The sequence below is a fragment of the Ruegeria sp. EL01 genome (assembly GCF_900313035.1).
GTDB lineage: Bacteria > Pseudomonadota > Alphaproteobacteria > Rhodobacterales > Rhodobacteraceae > Ruegeria.
On the sequence record NZ_OMPS01000018.1, the window covers coordinates 71,490 to 97,354 of the forward strand.

General features: G+C 57.7%; 26 protein-coding genes and 1 riboswitch. Of the genes, 20 read left to right on the plus strand and 6 right to left on the minus strand.

Features of this window, described 5'->3' with window-relative positions; all coding sequences use genetic code 11:
* Nucleotides 1-74: 74 nt before the first annotated feature.
* A complete protein-coding gene (locus D9K61_RS09790; RefSeq protein WP_120633068.1) occupies nucleotides 75-896 on the plus strand; it encodes an ABC transporter permease in 822 nt (273 codons plus the stop codon).
* Here the strand turns inward: D9K61_RS09790 and D9K61_RS09795 are convergent.
* Entirely contained in the window at nucleotides 893-1,495 is a 603-nt protein-coding gene (locus D9K61_RS09795; RefSeq protein WP_120633069.1) for an alpha-ketoglutarate-dependent dioxygenase AlkB, read from the minus strand. The two genes, D9K61_RS09790 and D9K61_RS09795, sit on opposite strands and share 4 nt — an antisense overlap.
* Before the next feature lie 212 nt (nucleotides 1,496-1,707).
* On the opposite strand from D9K61_RS09795, the gene dnaK reads away from it, so the two are divergent.
* The 13 genes from dnaK to radC all read left to right on the plus strand — a co-directional run bounded on the left by dnaK (nucleotide 1,708) and on the right by radC (nucleotide 13,385).
* Nucleotides 1,708-3,615, plus strand: coding sequence for a molecular chaperone DnaK (gene dnaK, locus D9K61_RS09800; RefSeq protein ID WP_120633070.1), 1,908 nt, complete (start codon nucleotides 1,708-1,710; stop codon nucleotides 3,613-3,615).
* A gap of 74 nt (nucleotides 3,616-3,689) precedes the next feature.
* On the plus strand, nucleotides 3,690-4,841 hold the full coding sequence (gene dnaJ, locus D9K61_RS09805; protein WP_120633071.1) for a molecular chaperone DnaJ: 1,152 nt from the start codon (nucleotides 3,690-3,692) through the stop codon (nucleotides 4,839-4,841).
* 238 nt (nucleotides 4,842-5,079) lie between these two features.
* Nucleotides 5,080-5,186: riboswitch (TPP riboswitch) on the plus strand.
* Between the two features lie 45 nt (nucleotides 5,187-5,231).
* Nucleotides 5,232-6,035: a bifunctional hydroxymethylpyrimidine kinase/phosphomethylpyrimidine kinase gene (thiD, locus tag D9K61_RS09810; protein WP_120633072.1), complete on the plus strand. Its 804-nt coding sequence runs from the start codon at nucleotides 5,232-5,234 to the stop codon at nucleotides 6,033-6,035.
* Nucleotides 6,032-7,009 carry an FAD-dependent oxidoreductase gene (locus D9K61_RS09815; protein WP_120633073.1) on the plus strand — a complete coding sequence of 326 codons (978 nt, stop codon included), beginning with the start codon at nucleotides 6,032-6,034 and terminating at the stop codon, nucleotides 7,007-7,009. Before thiD ends, D9K61_RS09815 begins: the two co-directional genes overlap by 4 nt.
* Entirely contained in the window at nucleotides 6,993-7,187 is a 195-nt protein-coding gene (gene thiS / locus D9K61_RS09820) for a sulfur carrier protein ThiS (protein ID WP_120633074.1), read from the plus strand. Before D9K61_RS09815 ends, thiS begins: the two co-directional genes overlap by 17 nt.
* Before the next feature lie 2 nt (nucleotides 7,188-7,189).
* Nucleotides 7,190-7,960 carry a thiazole synthase gene (locus tag D9K61_RS09825; protein WP_120633075.1) on the plus strand — a complete coding sequence of 257 codons (771 nt, stop codon included), beginning with the start codon at nucleotides 7,190-7,192 and terminating at the stop codon, nucleotides 7,958-7,960.
* Nucleotides 7,957-8,553, plus strand: a complete 597-nt coding sequence (locus tag D9K61_RS09830) for a thiamine phosphate synthase (RefSeq protein WP_120633076.1) — start codon at nucleotides 7,957-7,959, stop codon at nucleotides 8,551-8,553. Before D9K61_RS09825 ends, D9K61_RS09830 begins: the two co-directional genes overlap by 4 nt.
* Nucleotides 8,550-9,512, plus strand: coding sequence for a HesA/MoeB/ThiF family protein (locus tag D9K61_RS09835; protein WP_120633077.1), 963 nt, complete (start codon nucleotides 8,550-8,552; stop codon nucleotides 9,510-9,512). The genes D9K61_RS09830 and D9K61_RS09835 overlap by 4 nt, the downstream gene beginning before the upstream one ends.
* A 19-nt stretch (nucleotides 9,513-9,531) precedes the next feature.
* Nucleotides 9,532-10,467, plus strand: a complete 936-nt coding sequence (locus D9K61_RS09840; RefSeq protein WP_120633078.1) for an ABC transporter substrate-binding protein — start codon at nucleotides 9,532-9,534, stop codon at nucleotides 10,465-10,467.
* The gene (gene tenA, locus D9K61_RS09845; protein ID WP_120633079.1) at nucleotides 10,464-11,138 is read left to right on the plus strand and encodes a thiaminase II; all 675 of its coding nucleotides are present in this window, start codon (nucleotides 10,464-10,466) and stop codon (nucleotides 11,136-11,138) included. The genes D9K61_RS09840 and tenA overlap by 4 nt, the downstream gene beginning before the upstream one ends.
* Nucleotides 11,135-11,863, plus strand: a complete 729-nt coding sequence (locus D9K61_RS09850; protein ID WP_120633080.1) for an ABC transporter ATP-binding protein — start codon at nucleotides 11,135-11,137, stop codon at nucleotides 11,861-11,863. The genes tenA and D9K61_RS09850 overlap by 4 nt, the downstream gene beginning before the upstream one ends.
* Nucleotides 11,860-12,594 carry an ABC transporter permease gene (locus D9K61_RS09855; protein ID WP_120633081.1) on the plus strand — a complete coding sequence of 245 codons (735 nt, stop codon included), beginning with the start codon at nucleotides 11,860-11,862 and terminating at the stop codon, nucleotides 12,592-12,594. The genes D9K61_RS09850 and D9K61_RS09855 overlap by 4 nt, the downstream gene beginning before the upstream one ends.
* 35 nt (nucleotides 12,595-12,629) lie before the next feature.
* A complete protein-coding gene (gene radC / locus D9K61_RS09860; protein ID WP_120633082.1) occupies nucleotides 12,630-13,385 on the plus strand; it encodes a DNA repair protein RadC in 756 nt (251 codons plus the stop codon).
* Nucleotides 13,386-13,388: 3 nt separating this feature from the next.
* On the opposite strand, the gene D9K61_RS09865 is transcribed toward radC, so the two are convergent.
* From D9K61_RS09865 to secA, 3 genes are all read right to left on the minus strand, one after another.
* On the minus strand, nucleotides 13,389-14,945 hold the full coding sequence (locus tag D9K61_RS09865; protein ID WP_120633083.1) for a phosphate ABC transporter substrate-binding/OmpA family protein: 1,557 nt from the start codon (nucleotides 14,943-14,945) through the stop codon (nucleotides 13,389-13,391).
* Nucleotides 14,946-14,969: 24 nt separating this feature from the next.
* A complete protein-coding gene (locus D9K61_RS09870; protein WP_120633084.1) occupies nucleotides 14,970-15,899 on the minus strand; it encodes a hypothetical protein in 930 nt (309 codons plus the stop codon).
* A 101-nt stretch (nucleotides 15,900-16,000) separates the two neighbouring features.
* The gene (gene secA, locus D9K61_RS09875) at nucleotides 16,001-18,718 is read right to left on the minus strand and encodes a preprotein translocase subunit SecA (RefSeq protein WP_120633118.1); all 2,718 of its coding nucleotides are present in this window, start codon (nucleotides 18,716-18,718) and stop codon (nucleotides 16,001-16,003) included.
* Between the two features lie 176 nt (nucleotides 18,719-18,894).
* Between secA and D9K61_RS09880 the strand changes: the two genes are divergently transcribed.
* From D9K61_RS09880 to D9K61_RS09895, 4 genes are all read left to right on the plus strand, one after another.
* Entirely contained in the window at nucleotides 18,895-19,743 is an 849-nt protein-coding gene (locus tag D9K61_RS09880) for a peptidylprolyl isomerase (RefSeq protein ID WP_120633085.1), read from the plus strand.
* A gap of 5 nt (nucleotides 19,744-19,748) precedes the next feature.
* A complete protein-coding gene (argJ, locus tag D9K61_RS09885; RefSeq protein WP_120633086.1) occupies nucleotides 19,749-20,975 on the plus strand; it encodes a bifunctional glutamate N-acetyltransferase/amino-acid acetyltransferase ArgJ in 1,227 nt (408 codons plus the stop codon).
* Nucleotides 20,972-21,370 carry an 8-oxo-dGTP diphosphatase MutT gene (mutT, locus tag D9K61_RS09890; RefSeq protein WP_120633087.1) on the plus strand — a complete coding sequence of 133 codons (399 nt, stop codon included), beginning with the start codon at nucleotides 20,972-20,974 and terminating at the stop codon, nucleotides 21,368-21,370. The genes argJ and mutT overlap by 4 nt, the downstream gene beginning before the upstream one ends.
* Nucleotides 21,371-21,673: 303 nt before the next feature.
* A complete protein-coding gene (locus D9K61_RS09895) occupies nucleotides 21,674-22,249 on the plus strand; it encodes a hypothetical protein (RefSeq protein WP_162946824.1) in 576 nt (191 codons plus the stop codon).
* Nucleotides 22,250-22,367: 118 nt separating this feature from the next.
* On the opposite strand, the gene D9K61_RS09900 is transcribed toward D9K61_RS09895, so the two are convergent.
* Nucleotides 22,368-22,961, minus strand: coding sequence for an HD domain-containing protein (locus D9K61_RS09900; protein WP_120633119.1), 594 nt, complete (start codon nucleotides 22,959-22,961; stop codon nucleotides 22,368-22,370).
* A gap of 206 nt (nucleotides 22,962-23,167) precedes the next feature.
* Here D9K61_RS09900 and D9K61_RS09905 point away from each other — a divergent pair, with 206 nt between their 5' ends.
* Nucleotides 23,168-23,482, plus strand: a complete 315-nt coding sequence (locus D9K61_RS09905; RefSeq protein WP_120633089.1) for a hypothetical protein — start codon at nucleotides 23,168-23,170, stop codon at nucleotides 23,480-23,482.
* A gap of 102 nt (nucleotides 23,483-23,584) precedes the next feature.
* A complete protein-coding gene (ahcY, locus tag D9K61_RS09910; RefSeq protein ID WP_120633090.1) occupies nucleotides 23,585-24,973 on the plus strand; it encodes an adenosylhomocysteinase in 1,389 nt (462 codons plus the stop codon).
* 57 nt (nucleotides 24,974-25,030) lie between these two features.
* Here the strand turns inward: ahcY and D9K61_RS09915 are convergent, their stop codons facing one another.
* A complete protein-coding gene (locus D9K61_RS09915) occupies nucleotides 25,031-25,678 on the minus strand; it encodes a DUF899 family protein (RefSeq protein WP_120633091.1) in 648 nt (215 codons plus the stop codon).
* Between the last annotated feature and the right edge of the window lie 187 nt (nucleotides 25,679-25,865).

Genomic DNA, 25,865 nt, shown 5'->3' on the forward strand with positions numbered 1-25,865 from the left:
TATGATGCGCCGGTTACCGAACGGCAAGGTATTCATGCCAGATTAGGGGCAACAAAGCAGGGAAGACACGTCACGTGTTTTATTTCAAGCGGAACCAAACGCTGCTGGGCGGCGCATTCACGATGGCGGAACTGGTGTTCCACGCCGTCGTGCGCGCCGTGCGTTCTCAGCACTCGAATGCGGTTATGGCGATCCTGATCAATATTCTTCAGGTCGTTTTGATGGCCATGGTTTTCTATATGTTCATGTCTTTCATGGGCGCACGGGTCGCCAAAATTCGTGGTGAGTTCATCCTGTATCTGCTGTCAGGGGTTTTCCTGTTCATGATGCATATTCAATCGATTGGAGCCATTTCCGGCGTCGGGGCGTCGAACAATCCCATGATGCTGCATTCACCCATGAACATGATGGTCTTGATACTCGCGGCGGCTTTTGGAGTGTTCTACAAGCAGATGATGGCTATCCTGGTGATCCTGTTCATCTATAGCGTATCCGTCAGACCCCTTGAAATTCAGGATCCCGGTGGTGCGTTTGGAATGCTTGTCCTGGCTTGGTTTACCGGGTGTGCGATTGGGTTGGTGTTCATGGCGCTGAAACCATGGATGCCAACGGTTTCAGGAATGATTTCCAATATCTATCGTCGTCTTAACATGGTGTTTTCGGGCAAGATGTTCGTCGCTAACACGCTGGGCGGCGGGGTTTTGATGATGTTTGCGTGGAACCCGCTGTTCCATGTCATCGATCAATGCCGCGGATTTGTGTTTCGGAACTACTTTCCGCGTAACACAAGTTGGGAATATGCTTTTTGGGTCGGGATTGCCTTGACGATGATCGGGTTGATGGGTGTGTTCTTTACGCGCCAGCATGTCTCGCAAAGCTGGGACGCCCGACGCTAGTGCGCTACCCTTAGCGTCAGGTTGATCCTGCCACCCTTGGGCAGCAATTTCGATGTGCCATGCCGAATCCGATCTACCCCGTGAAACGCCAACCTTGCGGGCCCGCCCATGAGGACGACATCCCCTGAATTCAGCCAGATCGACTCGGTCTTGCCCCCACGCGTGGTGTTGCCGATGCGGAACAACGCATCGTCGCCCAGAGAAATCGACAGCACCGGCCAGGAAAAATCTGCCTCATCCTTGTCTTGATGCAGCCCCATCCGGGCACCTTCATTATAGTAATTGATCAGGCAGCAATCCGGGTCACGCTCGGTGCTGGCCAGATTGCGCCAGATGTTCAGGATCATTTCGGGAATTCCCGGCCACGCGCCACCTTTGGGGTGTCGCGATTGATATCGATACCCGGATCTGTCCGTGACCCATCCAACCGCCCCGGCCGACGTCATCCGCACGGACATTTCCTTGCCCGACGGGGTCACCGGTCGGAACAAAGGTGCGGCTTTCAGAATCGGTCGCAGGTCGTCAATCAGCTGACCTTGCGCTGCCGTATTCAGATAGCCTTTCCTGATATCGAAACCGCGTAAAAGCAGCCGTGCCATCCCAGATTTCCCATTCCTTACCGAAACCTTGCGAAAAAAGGCTGCAGATTTGCGAAAACCTGCATTTCTGAACGCTTGCAGGCCCCTGTTCTCGCCCTTATATACGCCGGGACGCGCGATGGTGTAGTGCTGTCGCGCACATCAGATCGGGGACAGGATGCCATAAAGGGTCCGGCCCTCGGGACATCGCCTTGAAGAGAAAGGGATCGCAAATGGGAAAAGTAATTGGGATTGACCTCGGCACCACAAACTCGTGTGTGGCCATCATGGACGGCTCGCAGCCAAAGGTCATCGAAAACGCAGAAGGGGCTCGGACCACGCCCTCGATCGTCGCCTTCACCGAAGATGAGCGACTGGTCGGTCAGCCTGCAAAACGTCAGGCGGTCACCAACCCCGACAACACCATCTTTGGCGTCAAACGCCTGATCGGTCGTCGTGTGGATGATGCAGAAGTCGAAAAAGACAAGAAAATGGTGCCCTACGCCATCGTGGACGGCGGTAATGGCGACGCGTGGGTTGAAGCCCGCGGTGAAAAATATTCCCCAAGCCAGATTTCGGCCTTCACTCTGGGTAAGATGAAGGAAACTGCGGAATCCTATCTGGGTGAAGACGTCACGCAGGCGGTCATCACCGTTCCGGCCTATTTCAACGATGCGCAGCGTCAGGCCACCAAAGACGCAGGTAAAATCGCCGGTCTGGAAGTGCTGCGGATCATTAACGAACCAACAGCCGCTGCGCTGGCCTATGGTCTGGACAAAGAAGAAACCCAAACCATCGCGGTCTATGACCTTGGTGGCGGTACTTTCGATGTGACCATTCTGGAAATCGACGACGGTCTGTTCGAGGTCAAATCGACCAACGGCGACACCTTCCTGGGTGGTGAAGACTTTGACATGCGCATCGTCAAATACCTGGCGGATGAGTTCAAAAAGGAACACGGCGTTGATCTGTCTCAGGACAAGATGGCGCTGCAGCGTCTGAAAGAAGCCGCTGAAAAAGCCAAGATCGAACTGTCCTCGACCTCACAAACCGAGATCAACCAGCCGTTCATCTCGATGGGCGCCAATGGTCAGCCGTTGCACATGGTCATGAAACTGACCCGTGCCAAGCTGGAATCGCTGGTTGGTGACCTGATCAAAAAGTCGATGAAGCCGTGCCAGGCCGCTCTGAAAGACGCCGGTCTGTCGGCCGGTGACATTGATGAGGTTGTTCTGGTCGGTGGTATGACCCGGATGCCGAAAGTGATCGAAGAGGTCACCAAATTCTTCGGCAAAGAGCCCCACAAAGGTGTGAACCCGGACGAAGTTGTTGCCATGGGCGCCGCCATTCAGGCCGGCGTTCTGCAAGGCGACGTCAAAGACGTGGTTCTGCTGGACGTGACCCCGCTCAGCTTGGGCATCGAAACGCTGGGTGGCGTGTTCACCCGCCTGATCGACCGCAACACCACCATCCCGACGAAGAAGTCTCAGGTCTTCTCGACCGCCGAAGACAACCAGAACGCCGTGACCATCCGTTGTTTCCAGGGGGAACGCGAAATGGCTGCGGACAACAAGATCCTGGGTCAGTTCAACCTTGAAGACATCCCGCCAGCCCCGCGCGGCATGCCTCAGATCGAGGTGACGTTTGACATCGACGCTAACGGCATTGTCTCGGTTTCGGCCAAAGACAAAGGCACCGGCAAAGAACAGAAGATCACCATCCAGGCATCGGGCGGTCTGTCGGACGAAGACATCGACAAGATGGTCAAGGACGCCGAAGACAACGCCGAGGCGGACAAGGAACGCCGCGAGCTGATCGAGGCGAAGAACCAGGCGGAAAGCCTGATCCACTCGACCGAAAAGTCGATGGAAGAGCATGCCGACAAGGTCGACCCAACCACCATCGAAGCCATCGAGTTGGCGATTGCCGCTTTGAAGGACGAGCTGGAGACCGAGAATGCCGACAAGATCAAGTCGGGTATTCAGAACGTCACCGAGGCAGCGATGAAGCTGGGCGAAGCCATCTACAAGTCGCAAACCGAAGAAGGTGACGACGCGCCAGCGGCTGCGGATGAAGCTCCGGGTGAAGATGACATTGTCGACGCCGAGTTCGAAGATCTGGACGACGACAAGCGTAACTAACAGGCAACCGTGCCATTTCGGGCCGGTCCGGTCACCGGGCCGGCCCGATTACGTTGAGACATAAGGAAACACTGATGTCAAAACGCGACTACTATGATGTGCTCGGCGTGTCCAAGGGCGCATCGGCGGACGAGATCAAGAAAGGCTTTCGTACGAAAGCCAAGGCATTGCATCCCGACCGCAACAAAGACAACCCGGATGCTGAGGCGCAATTCAAAGAAGCGAACGAAGCCTATGACATTCTGAAAGACGCCGAGCGTAAGGCGGCTTACGACCGCTTTGGCCATGCCGCCTTTGAAAACGGCATGGGTGGCGGCGGCCGTCCCGGTGGCGGTTTTGGCGGACAGGGCGATTTCTCCAGCGCCTTCTCAGACGTGTTTGACGATCTGTTCGGCGATTTCATGGGTGGCCAACGTGGCGGCGGTGGCGGACGCCGCGCCGCGCGCGGATCCGACCTGCGCTATAACCTGCGCGTCTCATTGGAAGAGGCCTATGCCGGTCTGCAAAAGACGATCAATGTGCCTGCTGCCGTGGCCTGTTCGGCCTGCGACGGGTCAGGTGCAGAGGGCGGCGTAGAGCCGACCACCTGTCCAACCTGTTCAGGCATGGGCAAAGTCCGTGCCCAGCAAGGCTTTTTTACCGTCGAACGGACCTGCCCGACATGTTCCGGCCTGGGTCAGATTATCAAAAACCCCTGTAAATCCTGTCAGGGCGCAGGCCGTGTTGAAAAAGAACGCGCCCTGTCGGTCAACATTCCTGCTGGCGTCGAAACCGGAACCCGTATCCGACTTGCGGGTGAGGGTGAGGCCGGAATGCGCGGTGGCCCTCCGGGCGATCTCTACATCTTCGTCGAAGTATCCGAGCACAAACTGTTCGAGCGTGACAGCGTGAACCTGTACTGCCGCGTGCCGGTCAGCATGGCCAAAGCTGCGCTGGGCGGATCGATCGAAGTGCCCACCATCGATGGCGGCCGTGGTCGCATTCAAATCCCGGCGGGCAGCCAATCGGGCCGCCAAATGCGCCTGCGGAGCAAGGGCATGCCCGCCCTGCGTGGGGCTGGTGTCGGCGACATGTTTATTGAGCTGGCCGTCGAAACTCCGGTGAACCTGACCAGCCGCCAAAAAGAGCTGCTGCGGGAGTTTGATGATCTGGGCGAAGACAACCACCCAGAATCCAACAGCTTCTTCTCGTCGGTGAAATCTTTTTGGGACGGTATGAAGGGCTGAGATCTTTCTGCGAGCGGGGGTTATGCCCCCGCCGCCATACCAGCGCCCTTCCTCCAAAAAACGCGCTCGCCAATAACACGGCCCGCTTCATCTGGCTAAAGAATACCCCGGAGCGCGAAGCAGGGCCTCGCATTCCTTGACCTGCCGCAAGTCGTTTTGGCTATAAAGCAAAGACGGAACTGGCCGCGTAACTGACAAATTGCCCCTTGATTCTCTCCGCCACCCCTGAGATTGTCCGCCGCAACCGTTGGGGTGCCCTGATCATGGGGCTGAGAGGCGCGACATCGCTAACCCATCGAACCTGATCCGGGCAATTCCGGCGGAGGGAACGGTCTCAAGTCGATAGACGTTTTCCAAGCCCGTTGCCCCAATAACAGATGGAGCAACGACGTGGCGCCTATTGCCTTGACCATTGCAGGATCCGACAGCGGTGGCGGAGCCGGAATTCAGGCCGATCTGAAAGCCATGTCCGCGCTGGGCGTCTATGGCGCCAGTGTCATTACTGCGGTTACGGCTCAGAATACAACGGCCGTCGCAGCTGTGCATGGCATCCCGCTGGACGTCATTTCCGCTCAGATCGATGCTGTTCTTGGTGATCTGGACGTCCAAGCGATCAAGATCGGTATGCTGGCAACCCCTGAGATTATTCATACCGTTGCCCAAGGCATTTCCGACTTCACAGGTCCGGTGGTCTTGGACCCGGTTATGGTTGCAAAATCCGGTGACTCCCTGCTGGCTCGCGAAGCAATCCAGACCTTACGCGATGTTCTCGTGCCCCTCGCCACTGTCCTGACACCGAACCTACCCGAGGCCGCTTGCCTGCTGGGCATGCCGGTTGTCGGCTCACCAGCCGAAATGATCGAGCAAGGGCGCGCTTTGTGCGCGCTGGGTGCAAACTCGGTGCTGATGAAAGGCGGTCATGGCAAAGGTGATGTCTGCCACGATTTGTTGATCGATGTCGCAGGTGTTGCTGCTGAGTTTCAGGCGCCACGTCAGGACACAAACAACACCCATGGCACCGGATGCACATTGTCGTCTTCGATTGCAGCTGGTCTCGCAAAGGGACTGACGCTGAGGGACGCGGTTGGTCAAGCGCATGAGTATCTGCAAGGGGCGATTTCACGCGCAGACACGTTGAACGTGGGCGCGGGCCACGGGCCGGTGCATCATTTCCACCGGGTTTGGCCCGCGTGACGCTATGGTCGGTCATAGGGTCCGGAGTTGCCGGTCTGGCCGTGGCCAGCGATCTGGTGGCGCGCGGTGCGCAGGTGCAGGTTTTTGATCCGGGCGGTCCGCCCGGTCCGCATGGATGTTCCTGGTGGGCCGGGGGAATGCTTGCCCCGTGGTGTGAATACGAAAACGCCGAGGAACCGGTCTTGCGTTTGGGACAACAAGCCATTGATTGGTGGTCCGACAAAACACCTGTTTATCGGCGTGGCACGATTGTCGTGGCAAATACACGCGACCTGCCGGATCTACGTCGCTTTGCCCGCCGCACAGCTGGGCATGTCGAGGTCGATCGGAACAAAATTGCCGAATTAGAGCCTGACATGAAGGCATTTGGCAGAGGATTGTTTTTCGAACAAGAAGCGCATGTCGACCCGCGGCAAGCGTTGCAGGATCTTTGCGGACAACTGAAAGACAAAGGTGTCGAGTTCCATCAGAATCTGGCCCCGCCACAGCTGGACAACACCATCGACTGTCGGGGCCTGCACGCGCGGGAAACGCTTCATGATCTGCGCGGCGTGAAAGGTGAGATGCTAGTGATCCGCTGTCCTGATGTGGTGTTGACCCGCCCCGTGCGCCTGCTGCACCCACGCATGCCGCTTTACATCGTACCCCGCGGCGACGGGATTTATATGCTTGGCGCAACGATGATTGAATCTGAGGACAGCAGCCGCATCACGGCGCGTTCGATGTTGGAACTGCTCAGCGCGGCCTATGCGGTGAACCCCGCTTTTGGCGAGGCTGAAGTGCTGGAAATCGGCGTCGATCTGCGCCCCGCCTTTCCCGACAACCTGCCGCGCATCCGCCGCCTTGGGCGGACGATCTATGCAAACGGGCTCTATCGTCACGGCTACCTGTTGGCACCCGCCTTGGCCCGAGGCGTGGCTGATCTGGCGCTTGAGAACAAACATTCGGAGATGGTCGATGAAGATCGTGCTTAACGGCGAGCCGCGTGAGGTGCAGGCAAGCGCCTTGTCTGATTTGCTGGCGGAATGCGGCTTTTCCGGCCGCGTCGCCACCGCCGTGAACGAAGAATTCGTTCCCTCAAGCCGGCGCATCGGCTGCGAATTGAAAGATGGCGACCGCGTCGAAATCCTGTCGCCGATGCAGGGGGGCTGATCATGAAAACCTTCTATGGCACGACATTGCCCAACCCGCTGATGCTGGGCACCGCGCAATACCCCAGCCCGGCTATCTTGGAGCAGGCCTTTCGCTCAAGTGGCGCAGGCGTGGCCACTGTATCTTTGCGCCGGGAAGGAGCGGGCGGCGCCGGGCAAACTTTCTGGACCATGATCCGCGATCTGGGCGTGCATATCCTGCCCAATACGGCCGGTTGCCATACCGTCAAAGAGGCCGTGACCACCGCCCAGATGGCGCGTGAGGTCTTCGATACGAAATGGATCAAGCTGGAATTGATCGGCCATACGGACAGCCTGCAACCCGATGTGTTTCAACTGGTCGAAGCCGCCCGTATTTTGACCGAGGACGGCTTTCAGGTGTTTCCATATACCACCGAGGATCTGATCGTCGGAGAACGTCTGCTTGAGGCCGGGTGCGAAGTTCTGATGCCTTGGGGCGCACCGATTGGGTCTGGTCGCGGTCTGAACAACGAATACGCCCTGCGCGCGATGCGGGCCGAGTTTCCGGACGTGCCTTTGGTCATTGATGCGGGTATAGGCCTGCCCAGCCACGCGGCCCATGCGATGGAGCTGGGGTTTGATGCGGTGTTGCTGAATACCGCCGTGGCCCGTGCCGGCGATCCAATCGAAATGGCACAGGCTATGGCGATGGCCGTGCAGGCAGGGCAACTGGCCCGTCAGGCAGACCCGATCGAGCCGCGCGACATGGCCGAAGCCTCAACCCCCGTTGTTGGAAAGGCTTTCTTATCATGAGTTTAGATCGTTTTTATCCGATTTTCGACCATTCAGACTGGTTGCGTCGGATGCTGCCTTTGGGTGTAAAACTAGTACAGTTGCGGATGAAGGATCAGCCGCTTGCAGAGGTTCGCAAGCAGATCATGGTCTCGCAACAGCTGTGCCGTGATTATGGTGCAGTGTTTGTGGTGAATGACTATTGGCAGGTCGCCATCGATGCAGGATGCGACTGGATTCACTTGGGGCAAGAGGATCTGGATGACGCTGATTTGAAGGCGATCCGAAATGCGGGTCTAAAACTGGGTGTTTCCACTCATGACGATACCGAACTTGAGCGGGTATTGGCCATGGATCCGGATTATGTGGCGTTGGGCCCGGTCTATCCGACAATCCTGAAAAAGATGAAATGGCATCAACAAGGGCTGCCTCGCGTGACCGAATGGAAAGCGCGGGTTGGCGATACTCCGTTGGTGGGGATTGGCGGTATGAGTGTGGAACGCGCGCCTGGCGTGTTGGCTGCCGGGGCTGACATTATCTCGGCCGTGACGGACATTACCCTGAACGCAGACCCAGAGGCTCGTGTGCGCGACTGGATCGAGGCCACGCGATGAACCGCTATGCCCGTCAGATGATCCTGCCAGAAGTTGGCACAGAGGGTCAGACCCTCCTGTCGTCTGCGCGGGTGCTGGTTGTGGGCGCTGGCGGGCTGGCAGCACCGGTTCTGCCTTTGTTGGCTGGGGCTGGGGTTGGACATCTAACCATCATGGACGGCGACACTGTCTCGTTGTCGAACCTGCATCGTCAGACGCTGTTCGCCGAACAGGATTGTGGTCGTTCCAAAGTCGATGTTGCGGCAGACCGATGCCGTGCGCTGAATAGCAATATTGAAGTTTGCGCGCTAAAACAGGCTCTAACAAACACAAATGCCGCCAGCCGCGTATCTGATGCCGATCTTGTCCTGGACTGCGCAGACAGCTATGCGGCCAGTTACACGCTGTCGGATACCTGCCTTGAACTGGGCAAACCGCTGATCAGCGCGTCGGTTCTTGCGCTGACAGGATATGTTGGCGGTTTCTGCGGCGGCACCCCGTCTTTGCGCGCCATATTCCCTGAAGCCCCTGACAGTGGAGCAAGCTGCGCCACCGCCGGGGTGCTCGGACCTGTCGTTGGGATGTTGGGTGCGATGCAGGCGCAGATGGCGCTGAACCTGATCCTGGGTCTCGATCCTTCACCCCTTGGGCAAATGGTGCAGTTTGATGCCCGCACTTGTCGCAGCAGCGGATTTCGGTTCGACGGGGCGGCAGAGCCGAACACATATTTCTCATTCATCAGCGCGTCTCAACTTGAACCGAACGATCTGATTATTGAGTTGCGCGATGCGGACGAAGCCCCGGATCCGATCCATTCGGATGCGCAGCGTATGAACCCTGAGCACCTGAAAATAGAATCTAACAAAGACCAAAGACTGGCTTTGTGTTGTGCCACCGGCCTGCGCGCATGGCGTGCGGCCGAACGAATTCAAATGAATTGGCCGGGCGAGATTGTCCTCGTCGCGGCCTCAACCTCGTGAACAGAAGGAAATGTGAGACATGAAGAAACTGATCGCGGCAATCGCCCTGCTGGCCGCTGCGCCGGCCTGGGCCGACGACAAAATGACCGTTCTGCTGGACTGGTTCATCAACCCCGACCACGGCCCGATCATCGTGGCGCAGGAGAACGGCTATTTCGCCGAGCAGGGCCTTGAGGTCGAAATCATCCCACCCGCCGATCCCTCGGCCCCGCCGCGTCTGGTGGCCGCTGGTCAGGCCGATCTGGCCGTGTCTTACCAGCCGCAGCTGCACCTGCAAATCCACGAAGGCCTGCCGCTGAAACGCGTTGGTACGTTGGTTGCCACCCCGCTGAACTGCCTGCTGGTTCTGGAAGATGGCCCGATCAAATCGCCCGCCGACCTCAAGGGCAAGAAAATCGGCTTTTCAGTTGCTGGTGTGGAAGAGGCGGTTCTGACCACCGTTCTGGGCAAATACGGCGTCACGCTCGACGAGGTAGAGCTGATTAACGTGAACTTCTCGCTCTCGCCGTCATTGATGACCGGTCAGGTGGATGCGGTGATCGGGGCTTATCGCAATTTCGAACTGAACCAGATGGATATCGAAGGTGTCCCCGGCACCTGTTTTTACATCGAGGAAGAAGGCGTTCCCGCCTATGATGAGCTGATCTATGTCGCCAACCCCGAGACGATGGACATCGACAAGGTTACCCGTTTCCTGGCCGCGACCGAAAAGGCGACGCAGTACATCGTCAACAACCCGGAAAAGAGCTGGGAAATCTTCTCGGGCACCTCGCCCGAATTGCAGGATGAGCTGAACGCCCGCGCATGGGTCGACACGCTGCCTCGTTTTGCCTTGCGCCCGGCGGGTCTTGAGGCCGGACGCTATGCAAGGTTCGAGGCGTTCCTGAAAGACAGCGGCATGATCGACAGCATCAACCCGGTCAGCGACATCGCCATCGACGTGACCGCGAAATGAGCGGGTACGGCAAAGCATTTGCGCTGATGCGCGATGCAGCGCAGGGGCCGTGGCGGGACTATACCCGCCACGCCTTCGTCGAAGGGCTGAAGGACGGCACCCTCCCGGGTGAGGCGTTCCTGCATTACCTGCGACAGGACTATGTGTTCCTGACCCATTTCTCGCGCGCTTGGGCGCTGGCGGTGGTCAAGGCGCAGACCCATGAAGAAATGCAGGTCGCCTCGGCCACGGTAAACGGGCTGATGCATGAAGAGATGATGTTGCATGTGGGCGTCTGTGCTGATGCGGGTATTTCTCGGGAAGAGCTGTTTGCAACGCCCGAGCGGCCCGAAAACCTCGCCTACACGCGCTTCGTCCTCGAATCTGGGTATTCCGGCGACTACCTGACCTTGCTTGCTGCGCTGGTGCCTTGTGTCATCGGCTATGCCGAGATCGGGTCGCGATTGGCGCAGGAAGCGACCTCTGAGACCTACCGCCCCTGGATCGACACCTATGCGGGCGATCAGTATCAAAGCTATTGCCACGATATTGGCGCGTTGCTGGATGGTGCGTTGGTCCGGCGATTAGGCGCGAGCTATGATACGCTGCCGGTGTGGACCGATCTATGCAAGACCTTTGAAACGGCAACGATGCTCGAGGTCAATTTTTGGCAGATGGGCCTGACCCCATGATCCCAGCGCCCGACCTTACGATTAGTGGACATGCCAGTATCGACAGCGCGGCTTTGTTCGCGCCGTTGACCCTGACCCTTGGGGCAGGGCAATGGACGTGTTTGCTGGGCGGGTCGGGCGTTGGAAAGACGACGGTTCTGCGCCTGATTGCCGGGTTGGAAACGGGCGCTGTTTTCACGGGCGAAATCACTGCCAGCGATGGCGGGCCGGTCGCCCAACGGGTCGCGTATATGGCACAGGATGATCTGTTGCTGCCATGGGCTACCGTGGCACAGAACGTCTCACTGGGCGCGCGGTTGCGTGGGGAAAAGCCCGATCTCACACGTCGCGACCGATTGATCGAGCGGATGCGGCTGCAAGATCACATGGCTAAGAAACCCTCCGAACTGTCCGGCGGCCAGCGTCAGCGCGTGGCGCTGGCGCGCACGCTGATGGAAGACCGCCCGATTGTTCTACTTGATGAGCCTTTTTCAGCCCTCGACGCCCGCACTCGGGCCGATATGCAAGAATTGGCTGCCGAGGCGCTACAGGGCCGCACCGTCCTGCTGGTCACCCACGATCCGGGTGAGGCCGCCCGACTGGGCCAATCGATTGTTGTCATGACACCGGCCGGGTTGACGCCCTGCCAACCGCCCCACGCCCTGGCACCGCGCAAGGTGGATGATCTTGAGACGCTGGAAACCCAAGGCGCGTTGCTGCGGCTGCTGCGTGAGGATGCGGCATGAAATATCTCTCAGCCCTCGCCGCGACGCTGTTCGCCCTCGCCATCTGGCAGGGCATTGTCAGTCTGACCGGATTGCCAAAGTTCATCCTTCCTGGTCCCGCTCTGGTGGCCGAGACGTGGTGGCAGAACCGCTGGCTGATCGCCGAACACACCTGGATCACCGCCGTTGAGGTTGTGATCGGCATGGCGTTTGGCACGGTTCTGGGCGTGATCACCGCGCTGCAACTGGCCAATTCCCGTGCCGCGCGGGTGCTGGTACAGCCGATGCTGGTGTTCACGCAGGCGCTACCGGTGTTTGCGCTGGCGCCGCTGCTGACCCTCTGGCTGGGCTATGGGCTCTGGTCTAAAGTGGCGATGGCAGTTCTGATCATCTACTTCCCGATCACTTCGTCATTCTTCGACGGGCTGATGCGCACGCCCTCTGGCTATCTGGATCTGGCCCGCACGATGCAAGCCAGCCGCCGAACGGTTCTGTGGCATATCCGCGTTCCGGCCGCCTTGCCCTCTCTGGCCTCGGGGATGCGGTTGTCAGCGGTCTATGCGCCAATCGGGGCGGTGATCGGCGAATGGGTCGGTTCATCGCAGGGGTTGGGCTATCTGATGTTGTTGGCCAATGGTCGCGCCAAGACCGATCTGATGTTTGCCGCGATGCTGACGCTGGGTGTGTTCTCGATTCTTCTGCACATGATCGTCCGCCGCGCCACGGCGCGCATGGCGGGTGAGATGCGTTAATCATTCGGAAACCGATTCTGCGCCAGTCTGGCGGTATGACACAGGACGCCTTTGCCGAAGCCCCGATGCTGTTTGACACGGACGAAGCGCCCGCGCAGCCGCTGCCGTCTGGTCGGTTACCCTCCTACATCAAAGACCACCGGCGGCGGCTGCGTGAAAGGTTCATGTCGGGTGGCTCGGCGGCGATGCCGGACTATGAACTGCTGGAGCTGGTTCTGTTCAGATCGATTCCCCGGCAGGACGTGAAACCACTGGCGCGCGCGCTTATGGATACCTTTGGTGATTTCAACCGTGTCCTGACAGCCCCCGAGGAACGGCTGCGTGACATCAAAGGTGTCGGCGACACGGTGATCACCGACCTAAAAATCCTCGAAGCTTGCGCGCATCGAATGGCCCGCGCCCGGGTGATGCGGCGACATGTGATGTCGGGCTGGGACGCGCTGGTGGACTATTGTCATACCACCATGGCCCATCGCGAGACTGAGCAATTCCGGGTGTTCTATCTGGATCGCAAAAACGTTCTGATCGCGGATGAGGAGCAAGCCAAAGGCACCGTGGATCACGTGCCAGTCTATCCTCGCGAGGTGGCCAAACGCGCGTTGGAGCTTAATGCCTCGGCGTTGATTCTGGTCCACAACCACCCGTCGGGCGATCCGACCCCGTCGCAATCGGATATCGATATGACCAATCGCATTCAGGATGCCTGCACAGCACTTGGGTTGACCCTGCACGACCATCTGATCATCGGGAAATCAATCGAGCTTAGTTTTCGGTCAGAAGGCTACCTGTAACGGTTACTGCACCCATACCTCGACCCGACGATTGACTTTGCGGCCCCATTCGGTGTCGTCACAAGCCATCGGCATTGCCTCGCCGAACCCCTCAACTGAAACCTCAACACTGTCCGGGATGGCGGTTTCGACGGCGGCCAAAACGGCATTGCGCACGGTTTGGGCCCGCCGCAATGCAATGCGGGCGTTGGCTACGGCGGCTCCGTCACCGTCGCTGAACCCGACAAAGACCAGTTTGCGGGCGTCGAACCTGCCGGCCTCAAGCGCTTGCGCCAGGTGCAGGATGTTTGATCGTGATTGCGCGTCGGGTCTGGACGATCCGGTCTCGAACCGGAAAGACAAGGACAGGCGCGACAGGGGACGCAGTGTCTCGATCATGCGTTGCAGTTCTTCCAACCCGACCTCGGCGCTGCCGGTGACGATTGCGTTCGCCAGACGGTCGCCCTGAAGGCCGATCTGCATCGTTTCTGGCGTCTGGTCGACAAAACCAGCCTGTCGGATCGCCATCTGAGCATCCGGGCTTTGGCTATAGGACAAGAATTGACGTGCCACCCGTGGCAGTCGGCGTTCGGGCAAATACAAGAACATAGGCGATGTCAGCGGGTAGTCTTCGGTCTTGATTGACTGACGGGTGGCAGCCAGCGCATGCCCACATCCCCCTGTAAGCGGCAGTGCACGGGCCGCTTCGGCCAAAGCTTGGCTCGAAATTCCGATGGCAAAAGCATCATCTGCAACCGCGCGGACCAGATCGTTGCCCCGTGAATGCCGGATGGCAGAGGCTGCCAGTTCACCACCAACAGGCATCAAAATCTGATCCTCAACCGCTTGCGCCAGTCCCGACCCCGCATCCGGCATGTGCAAGGCAATTGGTGCATCCGGCCCGCCAAGGCCTGACCAATTGGTAATCTCACCTGATAAAACCCTCGCCAGATCGGCGGGCGAGATCTGACGCGCCACATTGTCCTTCGCCACCACCGGCACCATGGCATCCAGCGCCACAACCCGAGACCGGCGGGTCTGTTTCAGATCGCCAAGACCCGCTGATTGGGCCGCCTCGCGTTCGGCCTCTCGGATTTCGCGCAAGGCCATGACGATGTCTGTGTTGTTTTCGATCAGATCGGTAAATCCCTGATCCGTGTTGCCCAGGTGAAAGAACAGACGCGCCAGCGGGGCTTGCCGTCCGTTTTGGTACAACTCGTACTGAAACGTGCTTTGATCTACGCGCGCAGGCGTTGCGGTCAAACCCTCTTGCCGGGCGAAGCCAATAATCAAGGCGGGAAGGACCGTTTCAGCCATCACCGATGAGCCGGAAAACCGAACCTCGGCCACGAAATCGGTCAGGTTGGGGCAGGCCGGCCCGTCGCAAGTGACGCCGGATCCATCAACGGTCAACTCGCCGAATTGGGTGTCGACCCGATAGAATTCCCCGTCGAACCCCAACAGGTTGCCGGCCACCTCGACCTTGCCGTCATGCGACGTGAGGGTGATGTCCTGCGCCATGACGCCTGATGCCAGCGTCATCGAAAACAGTGCAGCAGCGGCTGCACGAAGAAATGTCATAAGATGGTCAAGCCTGCTTGCGGATTACTTTGCCGCAACTTTCAGGTCTTGGAGCAGATTATTCAACACCAGAAACTCACCAGCCTGCGAACAATCCGGCAAATTCAGTATCAAATCCCGTGACCGCAGGCGGCGGTCTGCCCGCAGTTCCAGTGACTGCAGGCTCAGAGTCTGTCCGCAGTTTGCCTCTGTCACTTCAGCTTCGACGGTCAGATCTATTGTACCGGACTGGTCCGCCTGACCCGCTGGGAAGGAATAAACTTCGATGTTTTGTGCATCAACAAGTCCGGAATGGCCAAGGCGAACGACGTTGCCCGCCCCATATGCGGACGTGTCGGCCCAGACATGGCCTTCGCCACCATAGCTGGCACCAAATTCCAGCGCATGAATCTGCAGCGCGGTATCGCCCTGCCATTGCAGTACGACGCGCTCGTGTTCGGCAATGTCCGGAACATGGGTTGTCGCAACGGTCCCGGTTTCATCTTCGAACGAAATCAGAAAAATCGCATATTCTGACAGTGCGGGAATGGTCAGGTTCAGTGCACCGTTCTTGTCGGTCATCTGGGTGACAGTCAGTCCGCTGTGATGGATTTCGACCCGTTCTTCCTGGTGGCATGGGGCTTTTAGACGCAACCGTGCTTTGGCACCGGGCACCGCGACGGCGCGTGCGCCCATGGCGCAGTTTGTTTGGGTTCGTTTGGGAGCTGGCAAAGTGCGCGTGGTCTTGGACACAACGCTTGTATGTTCTGTGACTGCAGCGGTCGGTGAAGAAGATGTCAACACGATGCTCTCTAGGCCAGCAAGAACCGAGGCCTGATCGGTAGTCGAAGCCACAGACACACCGTCCTGCGCGCCGCTTGGCTGCGCGGATGTTCCATTCTGCATCAGATAACCAATGCCTAAGGCACAAGCTACTGTGCCGCACATGGTCACATAGTTCCGTACAACGAACAATTCACTCTCCCCCCGTGTCAGGAGCGAGTCGGAATGTCGTTAACAATAGCGGCTAATTTGTGGCCGAGGGGCGGACTCATTGTGTTTGACTGTGGGTGACGTCAGGTCAGCCTGCCATGACAATGCTTGAATTTCTTCCCCGATCCGCACGGGCATTTGTCATTGCGCGACGGATTTCCCCAGGTTGACGGATCGTCTTCGACAAACCCGGGAAGCGGGTCGCCTGACGCTTCGGCCTCAGCAGCCGCTTCGGCCTGACCTGCAGCCTGATCCACGGCCTTTTGGGTCTGGGCCTGCTGGGCCGCCATCTGGGCGAGCATTTCCTTTTGCTCTTCTTCGGTCAGAGGGCGCACGCGTGACAGCTGCTGCGATACGGTTTCGCGCAGACTATCCAGCATGCCTTCGAACAGCTGGAAACTTTCGGTCTTGTATTCGTTCAGCGGATCGCGCTGGGCGTAACCACGGAAACCAACGACCGAGCGCAGATGCTCCAGCGTCAGCAGGTGCTCACGCCACTTGCCATCAATGGTCTGCAGCAACACCTGTTTTTCGATATTGCGCATGTTCTCCGGCCCGAATGCGACGGCCTTTTGTGCCATCATTTCGTCGGCGGACTTGATCAACCGCTCGCGGACCTGTTCATCATCCACGCCTTCTTCGGCAGCCCAGTTCTGAACCGGGGCATCAATGCTCAGCTTGTCTTTGATGGCCTCGTGCAAGCCATCGGTATCCCACTGATCCGCATAGGATTTAGGTGGCATGTATTCGTCAATCAGATCGTCAATCACCTGTTCGCGCATATCCGATACGATTTCGGACAGATCGCCGGTCGACATGATCTCGCGACGTTGGCTGAAGATCACCTTACGCTGATCGTTCATCACGTCGTCGAATTTCAGAACGTTCTTGCGCATGTCAAAGTTGCGGCCTTCGACCTTGGACTGCGCGCGTTCCAGCGACTTGTTCACCCAGGGGTGCACAATCGCCTCGCCTTCTTTCATGCCCAATGTGGTCAGAACCTTGTCGAGACGTTCCGAGCCGAAAATGCGCATCAGATCGTCTTCAAGGCTCAGGTAGAAAACAGTGCGGCCCGGGTCACCCTGACGACCGGAACGTCCGCGCAGCTGGTTGTCGATGCGGCGGCTTTCGTGACGCTCGGACGCCATCACATACAGACCACCAGCCTCAATCACCTTTTGCTTTTCTTCCGCATGACGTGATTCTTCGGCGGCGCGCAGCTCCGCTGGGTCGGCCTCGGGGTTTTCCGCCAGGGCCTGCAGCACCTTCATTTCGACATTGCCGCCTAGCTGAATGTCGGTACCGCGACCAGCCATGTTGGTAGCGATGGTCACTGCGCTATAGCGCCCAGCATCGGCTACGATCTGGGCCTCTTGTTCGTGCTGGCGGGCGTTCAGAACATTATGTTCGATACCTTCTTCAGTCAGCAACTGGCTTAGCAATTCGGATTTCTCGATCGAGGTTGTACCCAAAAGAACCGGTTGGCCCTTTTCGGTGGCCTTCTTCGTTTCCTGAATCATCGCGCCATATTTCTCGCCACCGGTGCGATATACTTGGTCGTCTTCGTCCAGACGCGCGATGGGCCTGTTGGTCGGGACCTCAACCACACCCAGACCATAAATCTCGGCAAATTCTTCTGCCTCGGTCAGCGCGGTACCCGTCATGCCGCCCAGCTTGTCGTACAGACGGAAATAGTTCTGGAATGTCACGCTGGCCAACGTCACGTTCTCGGGCTGAATTTGCACGTTTTCCTTGGCTTCGATGGCCTGATGCAGACCTTCGGATAAACGGCGGCCCGGCATCATTCGGCCGGTGAACTCGTCGATCAGAACAACATTGCCGTCCCGGACGATATAATCCTTGTCGCGCTGGAACAGCTTGTGCGCCCGCAGGCCCTGATTGACATGGTGCACGACCGTGGTGCTTTCAGGATCGTACAGAGAGTGACCTTCCGGGATCAGTTCGGCAGCCAGCAACTGGCTTTCCAGAAACTCGTTACCCTCATCGGTAAAGGTCACGTTTCGGGATTTTTCGTCCAGCGCAAAGTGATCGTCGCTGAGCGATGGGATCAGCGCATCAATGGCCGTGTATAAGTCCGAGCGATCCTCCGAAGGGCCGGAAATGATCAGCGGCGTCCGGGCCTCGTCGATCAGGATCGAATCCACTTCGTCGACGATCGCGAAATTGTGGTACTTTTGATAGACGTCTTCCAGATCGGCCTTCATATTGTCGCGCAAGTAATCAAAACCCAGCTCGTTATTGGTGGCATAGGTTATGTCGCACGCGTAGGCGGACTTTTTCTCGGCATCGGGCTGACCCGACCAGATCACGCCCGTGGTCATACCAACGGCGGCAAACACCTTGCCCATCCATTCCGAGTCGCGCTTGGCCAGATATTCGTTCACCGTGACGACGTGCACGCCCTTGCCGGTCAGCGCATTCAGATACGCGGGCAGGGTCGCAACCAGAGTCTTGCCCTCACCCGTCTTCATTTCCGAGATATTGCCTTGATGCAGAAACGCCCCGCCCATCAACTGCACGTCAAAGGCGCGCAAACCCAGCGCGCGTTTGGCGCCTTCACGGACGTTGGCAAAGGCCTCGGGCAGCAGATCATCCAAGGCTTCGCCGTCCAGTGCACGCTTGCGCAGCTCGGCGGTTTTTTCAATCAGACCCTCGTCCGACAGTTTTTCGAACTCTGGTTCAAGTGCATTGATCTGCTCGACCAGCGGGCGGGTCGCCTTGATCTTACGGTCGTTCGGTGTTCCGAACACCTTTTTGGCGAGCGTTCCGAGTCCCAGCATGTTCACTCCAGCGGATCTTTTCTTGTCTTGGTTGCGACAGGCTTGCCCACCTTGCGCGCAACCCATAGATAGCTGGGATGAAAGATGGTCCTGTCAAAGGCTTCAAGGCGATGTAAGCGGCAGGTTCTGAAGTGTCAACGCCACGCCCCGTCGCGGCCAGAATATAGGATGATTCCATGCCCAAAGGTCTCACTTTTCTTCCATCGCTGGCCTTGGCGGCTGTGATGGCGCTGCCGCTGTCAGCAGAATCCAAGCCTGACGCCAGCACCGTCGTTGCCCGGGTTAACGGGGATGAGATCACATTGGGTCACGTCATTGCCACCGCGTCGACATTGCCGCCGCAATACCAGCAGGCCGAAGATGATGTGCTGTTTGACTTCATTCTCGAACAGCTCATTCAGCAGCAGCTGCTTGGTCAGCAGCAAGATGGTTTGTCCAAGCTTCATGCCTTGACGCTGGAAAACGAAACCCGCTCCTTGCACGCGGTGCAAACAGTTGATGCCCTGAGCGATGCAGTTGTGACGGATGAGGCGGTTCAGGCGGCGTATGATGCACAATTTGCCGAATTTGACGGTGAAGACGAATACGATGCCAGCCACATTCTGGTCGAAACCGAAGAAGAAGCTAAAGCCATCAAGACTCAACTGGATGACGGAGCCGATTTCGCCGAATTGGCGCGCGAAAAGTCTACGGGTCCTTCAGGGCCAAGTGGCGGTGCGTTGGGTTGGTTCGGCAAGGGCCGGATGGTGCCCGAATTCGAAGCAGCTGTGCTTGAGCTTGAAAAGGGTCAGGTCTCCGACCCGGTTCAAACGCAGTTTGGCTGGCATCTTGTTGTCCTGAATGACACGCGCAAAACTGAAGCCCCTGGGTTGGAAGCCGTTCGCGACGAATTGGTTCAGACCATTCAGCAAGAGGCGATTCAGGCACGCATCGACGAGCTGACACAACAGGCACAGATCGAACGTCCTGCACTTGAAGGGGCCGGGCCCGAAATCCTGCGCCAAACGGACTTGATTCAGGAGTAATCCCCTTGGCCACGATCACTAAGGTGTCGCCGCTGGCGCCAGCGGCCTTCCCGAATTTGCCCGCCATTGATGGCGTCCGCTTTGCCACGGTCGAGGCGGGCGTGCGATATCAAGGGCGCACGGATGTCATGCTGGCGGTTCTGGACCCCGGCACTTCGGTGGCCGGGGTGTTCACCCGGTCAGCCACCCGCGCCGCGCCGGTACTGGATTGTCAGGACAAGATCGGCGGGCCCAGCGACGGGCCTGCAGCGATTTTGGTGAATTCCGGCAACGCGAATGCCTTTACCGGGCATTACGGTCAGACCTCGGTCTCCGAAGTGATTCAGGCCGTGTCTACCGCGACCGGCGTCGCGGTCGAGCGGGTTTTTACCTCGTCTACGGGCGTGATTGGCGAACCGATGCCACATGAGCGGATCGTATCGCAGCTAGAGACGTTGAAGTCCGGGCTCAGCAGGCATGCAGTGGAAGACGCCGCGCGGGCCATCATGACAACTGACACTTTCCCGAAAGGGGCCAGCGCTCAGGTCGAGATTGACGGCAAAACAGTCTCTATTGCGGGGATTGCCAAAGGGTCTGGCATGATCGCGCCTGATATGGCGACGATGTTGGTCTACATCTTCACCGACGCTCAAGTCGAACAATCGGCGTTGCAGCAGTTGCTGGGTGCCCAGACGGGCCGGACATTCAACTGCATTACCGTGGACAGCGACACCTCGACCTCTGACACCCTGTTACTATGTGCAACAGGCGCGTCCGGAGTGGCTGCAACTGGCAACGGGCCATTCGCCAATGCACTGGAATCCGTCATGCTGGATCTCGCACAGCAAGTGGTGCGTGACGGCGAAGGCGCGACGAAATTCGTGGAAATTCGTGTGACTGGGGCCGTCTCGGATGCCGACGCCAAAGTACACGGGCTGGCCATCGCCAACTCTCCGTTGGTGAAAACCGCCATTGCGGGCGAGGATCCGAACTGGGGCCGCGTCGTCATGGCCATCGGCAAATCGGGTGCTGCGGCAGATCGTGACCTGCTTAGCATTTCCTTTGGCGATATTCTGGTGGCCGAAAAAGGCTGGGTCAGCCCGGACTACCGCGAAGAGGACGCCGCCACCTACATGAAAGATCAGGATCTGGTGATTGCCGTTGATCTGGGTTTGGGCGACGGGAAATCGACCGTTTGGACCTGCGACCTGACCCACGGCTATATCGAGATCAACGCGGATTATCGGTCGTGAAAACCATATTAGTGTCTGCCGTCGCCCTGATCGATATCGAGGGCCGCGTGCTGCTGGCGCAACGGCCCGAGGGTAAATCCATGGCCGGCCTGTGGGAGTTTCCGGGCGGTAAGATCGAACCCGGTGAAACCCCCGAGGCCGCCTTGATTCGTGAGCTACAGGAAGAGCTGGGCATTGATACCTGGGCATCGTGCCTCGCCCCGCTGACCTTCGCCAGCCACAGCTACGACGATTTCCACCTGCTAATGCCGCTGTTCGCTTGCCGCAAATGGGACGGCATCCCGCAGTCAAAAGAAGGGCAATCCCTGAAATGGGTCCGTGCCAATGAGCTGCGCAGTTACCCCATGCCCGCGGCGGATGTTCCGCTGATCCCGATCCTGCGTGACTGGCTATGATCGTCCAAATTTTTGGGGCTTCGCGGCGTCTTCTGAATGAAGTCATGCCGCGCGCCAGGCAGTCTTGGCTCTAGCGAACCACCCGAATCCGAGAGCCTGACCGGGGAGAGGGACATTCTGGTCTATCGCTGCGAGGCGGGTGTCCGCAGTGCGGACAGGAGCTGCCGTTCGTCGCGACCGCACCAATGGCCGCTTTCGGGGAGCTACCGCTAATTCCGTCTGAATTATTCATCGGTTTCTGAACAGCCGTTGCGTTCAGACCAACTATGAGCAATCAGTACCAAGTACGAGGTCGAAGGAACAATGCGCATGCGCTCCTACGTGAAGTTTTCTGGAGGAGAGAGCTCTCCTGAATCTCAACCGACAGAATTTACTTTTCCCAATGTTTGGGAACGAGAGACATATCCCGAATACTCCCGACTTTTGATCGGGTCTGAGCAGCACGAGGTGCGCCGAATGTTGGAGTTGTGCCGACCACTAAGTGGTCCTTTTGGCGTGCTTTATGTTTTGCTTGCCTCACGATTGGGAAATGAGCCCGCAAGGTACCAAAGCCCTGAGCCGATTGATTACGATGATCTGGAGTTGTTCATGTACACCTTCCAAGAGTACTTTGAGCAGGATGGTCGGCACGCAATTTGGGTTTCGTCACTCTCCGGCGAGGGCCAGTTCATTTTTGATCAGCACAACTACATCTTTGCGTACGGCGATCTTGATCGAATGACCGCGCAACTCACTGCTGATGGGTACTCTGAAGGCAAAGTCGCCGTGCCCTTTCCTCACAGGCACCACTACCATGTGCAGTTCGACGAAGCGGAAGACGAAATTCTGAAGTATTGGTCCTGGTTCAAATCGCCTCTTGAGCAATCAGACGATCCATAAACCCGATTGCGGAAGCCGGAGCCTCTTCAAAGGGCCGTCTTCCCAAACCTGCCGTTCGTGCATTGTGCAGCACCAGTCACATTGGGCTCGACTCGGCCGTTTGATCAACCCGACCAATTCAGAGCGACGCTATCAGCTCCAAATGCCGCTGCGTATACGCTTGCCGCACCTCTACCGGCGGGCGCAGCCTGATCTTTAACCCGTCAATAACCGCCTTGTCTGGGCGACCAAAGAACTTGCTGGCCTCTGTCTCAGAGAATCCGGCGATTTGCGTCGCCTCCATCCAGGCGCTGATCTTGTCGGCTTTTTTGATTTGGCGTTTGACCGTGGCGGGAACTGCGGCGGGTAGGCCAAACCGGATGTGAATGGCCGCCGCCAGCCGATCGTCCAGCGCTCCGTACCCTGGTCCTACGGCGGATTTCACCGGAGAGATCATATCGCCGATCACATATTCCGGCGCGTCGTGTAACAAGGCCGCGAGCCGCCATTTCACTGGGGTTTTGGGTGCAATCCGGCCAAAAAGCTCTTCGACCAGCAAGGAATGCTCGGCCACGGAATAGGCAAAATCCCCCTCTGTTTGCCCGTTCCAGCGGGCGACAAAGGCCAATCCGTGGGCGATATCTTCGATTTCGATATCCACCGGGGTTGGGTCCAGCAGGTCCAGCCTGCGGCCTGACAGCATTCTCTGCCACGCTCTGGGTTGTGTTGCCATTCTGCCATGCCTTGTGATGTTGGACACATTGAATTCGTGTTTTTGTGCTATGATGTACCTGTCTGGATCACTTGCTGCCAACTTTTTCTTGAGCATTCGTGCTTTGAAACGGTGCGTTGCGATCCCGATATTATGGACTGAGGGGGGTGCATACTCCTCCCAGTGCGCCCCTCTCGAAACGAAACCCGTATCGAAAGGAGCTTGTCATGTTCAAGCGTTTGTTTGCAATTGCCCTGACATTTGGAATGGCCGCTACGGCCCCACCCGCCTTTGCCCAGAATTGTGCAGAGCGCGAACATGTGATCACCAAACTGCAGGACAGCTACGCGGAAGAGCTGGTCTTTGGCGGTTTGCAGAAATCACGCGGCGCGCAATCGGTCATGGAGGTTTGGACCTCGAAGGAAACGGGAAGTTACACCGTTCTGGTGACCCACGCGAACGGCTTAAGCTGCATTGTTGCCGTTGGCACGGATTTTTTTGAAGCGATCCCCAAGATCAAGATTGAGGGGACACCCAGCTAAATTTGGCGGAGCTACTACCCGTTCCCAACCTACCACGTTGCCACCTGCCCCAAGGAATGCTAGGGGCAGCCCGGACAATTATTTACCGGAGTGGAGCACCTGATGGCCGGGGACTATATCGTTAAGGACATTTCGCTGGCCGAGTTCGGTCGCAAAGAACTGGATATTGCCGAAACAGAGATGCCGGGCCTGATGTCCCTGCGCGCAGAATACGGTGAAAGCAAACCCTTGAAAGGCGCGCGTATCGTTGGTTCGCTGCACATGACGATCCAGACAGCCGTTCTGATTGAAACGCTGGTGGCGCTGGGCGCGGATGTGCGCTGGGCATCGTGCAACATCTTCTCGACGCAGGATCACGCAGCAGCTGCAATTGCCGCATCCGGTGTTCCGGTTTTTGCCATCAAGGGTCAGACGCTGGAAGAGCATTGGGATTACCTCGACAAATCCTTCTTGTTCGAAGACGGCCCCAACATGATCCTGGATGATGGCGGCGATGCGACGCTGTACATCCTGCTGGGCGCGCGTGCCGAAGCGGGTGAAGATATCATTCCGGTTCCGGGCTCGGAAGAAGAAGCAGCAATCAAGGCGCAGATCGCCAAACGTATGGCGGCGTCGCCGGGCTGGTTCACCAAGATGCGCGGTCAGATTCAGGGCGTTTCCGAAGAAACCACAACCGGTGTGAACCGCCTGTACCAGCTGGTTAAAGAAGGCCAGCTGCCGTTCCCGGCGATCAACGTGAACGACTCGGTCACCAAGTCGAAGTTCGACAACAAATACGGCTGTAAGGAATCGCTGGTCGACGGCATCCGCCGCGCCACCGACACCATGATGGCCGGTAAGGTCGCCGTGGTTTGTGGTTACGGTGATGTGGGCAAAGGTTCGGCCGCCTCGCTGCGCGGTGCCGGTGCCCGTGTGAAAGTGACCGAAGTTGACCCGATTTGCGCCCTTCAGGCTGCTATGGACGGGTTCGAGGTCGTGATTCTGGAAGACGAAGTTGCAAGCGCCGACATCTTCATCACCACCACCGGCAACAAGGACGTGATCCGCATCGAGCATATGCGCGAGATGAAAGACATGGCCATCGTTGGCAACATTGGCCACTTCGACAATGAAATTCAGGTGGCCAACCTGAAGAATCACAAATGGACCAACATCAAGGAACAGGTCGACATGATCGAGATGCCTTCGGGCAACCGCATGATCCTGTTGTCCGAAGGCCGTTTGCTGAACCTCGGCAACGCCACTGGCCATCCGTCTTTCGTGATGTCGGCATCCTTCACCAACCAGGTTCTGGCCCAGATTGAGTTGTTCACCAAGGGCGATGAGTACAAGAACGACGTCTACATCCTGCCCAAGCATCTGGATGAGAAGGTCGCGCGCCTGCATCTGGATCGTATCGGCGTGAAGCTGACCCAGATGGACGGCGAGCAAGCGGCTTATATCGGCGTGAAGCCCGAGGGCCCCTACAAGCCCGAGCATTATCGCTACTGATTTCTTAGCAAATCATGTTTGAAACGGCGGCCAGATCGGTCGCCGTTTTTTTTGATATCAGCGCAGGGGCGGGATGAAATCTCCGCGACCTTGAGGCGTAAAATCCAAAATGTTCCAAAGCGGCCATGCGGCATCGACATGACGCGGGTGCCAGTCGCTGGGTTGGAAAAACAACTCAGAGCTCCAGAAATGATGGATGCCGTCCTGATCCCGTTGAAAAACGTTTAAAATCGGAAGCTGGCTTCCGTCTTCCGTCTCGGCCAGGTAGTCGCGCTGATAATCTGTTCCGAGCGCAGAAAAAAGAGGCAGCTCTGTCCAACCCATTTTGGTTTTGAGATCGGTCAGCTTCTCAGGCGCGTTTTCTGCGACAACAGCAAAGGCGATTTTTCTTGAAAGATGCGCAATCTGGCCGTTCAACCCGTCCAGAAAGGCTGAACACATGGGGCAGGGCGATTCCGCCTGCGGCCCATACATCAATGAGTAGACAGCCAGCGTATCGTGCGATCCGAACAGAGATGACAGCGCTGCCGCACCTCCTTGCAGAGTTCGAAACTCATAGTCGTGCGGAACCCGACCGCCTCTGGGCAGATCACGCCGCAGGTTGGCGACGTTTTCGATCTGTGCCCTCAGATCTGCTTCGGCTGCAAGCAGGCTGTTGCGAGCGGTTCTATATTCGGGGCTTTCATTTGGTAGGGAAACGGTCATGGTCCTCTCCTGATCTTATAATTTAACATTTAGGTTAAATATTAATTCGCCAAAAATCAACCTCGGTTCCGGCTAGGCTTTGCTTACGGGGAATGACGGAAATTTTTCCCTTTGTCTGAGGGTTTCTTCTGTTTAACCTGCTGACACCTTTTCAGGAATTTGAAAAACGCAGCCAAGACTGCAAATA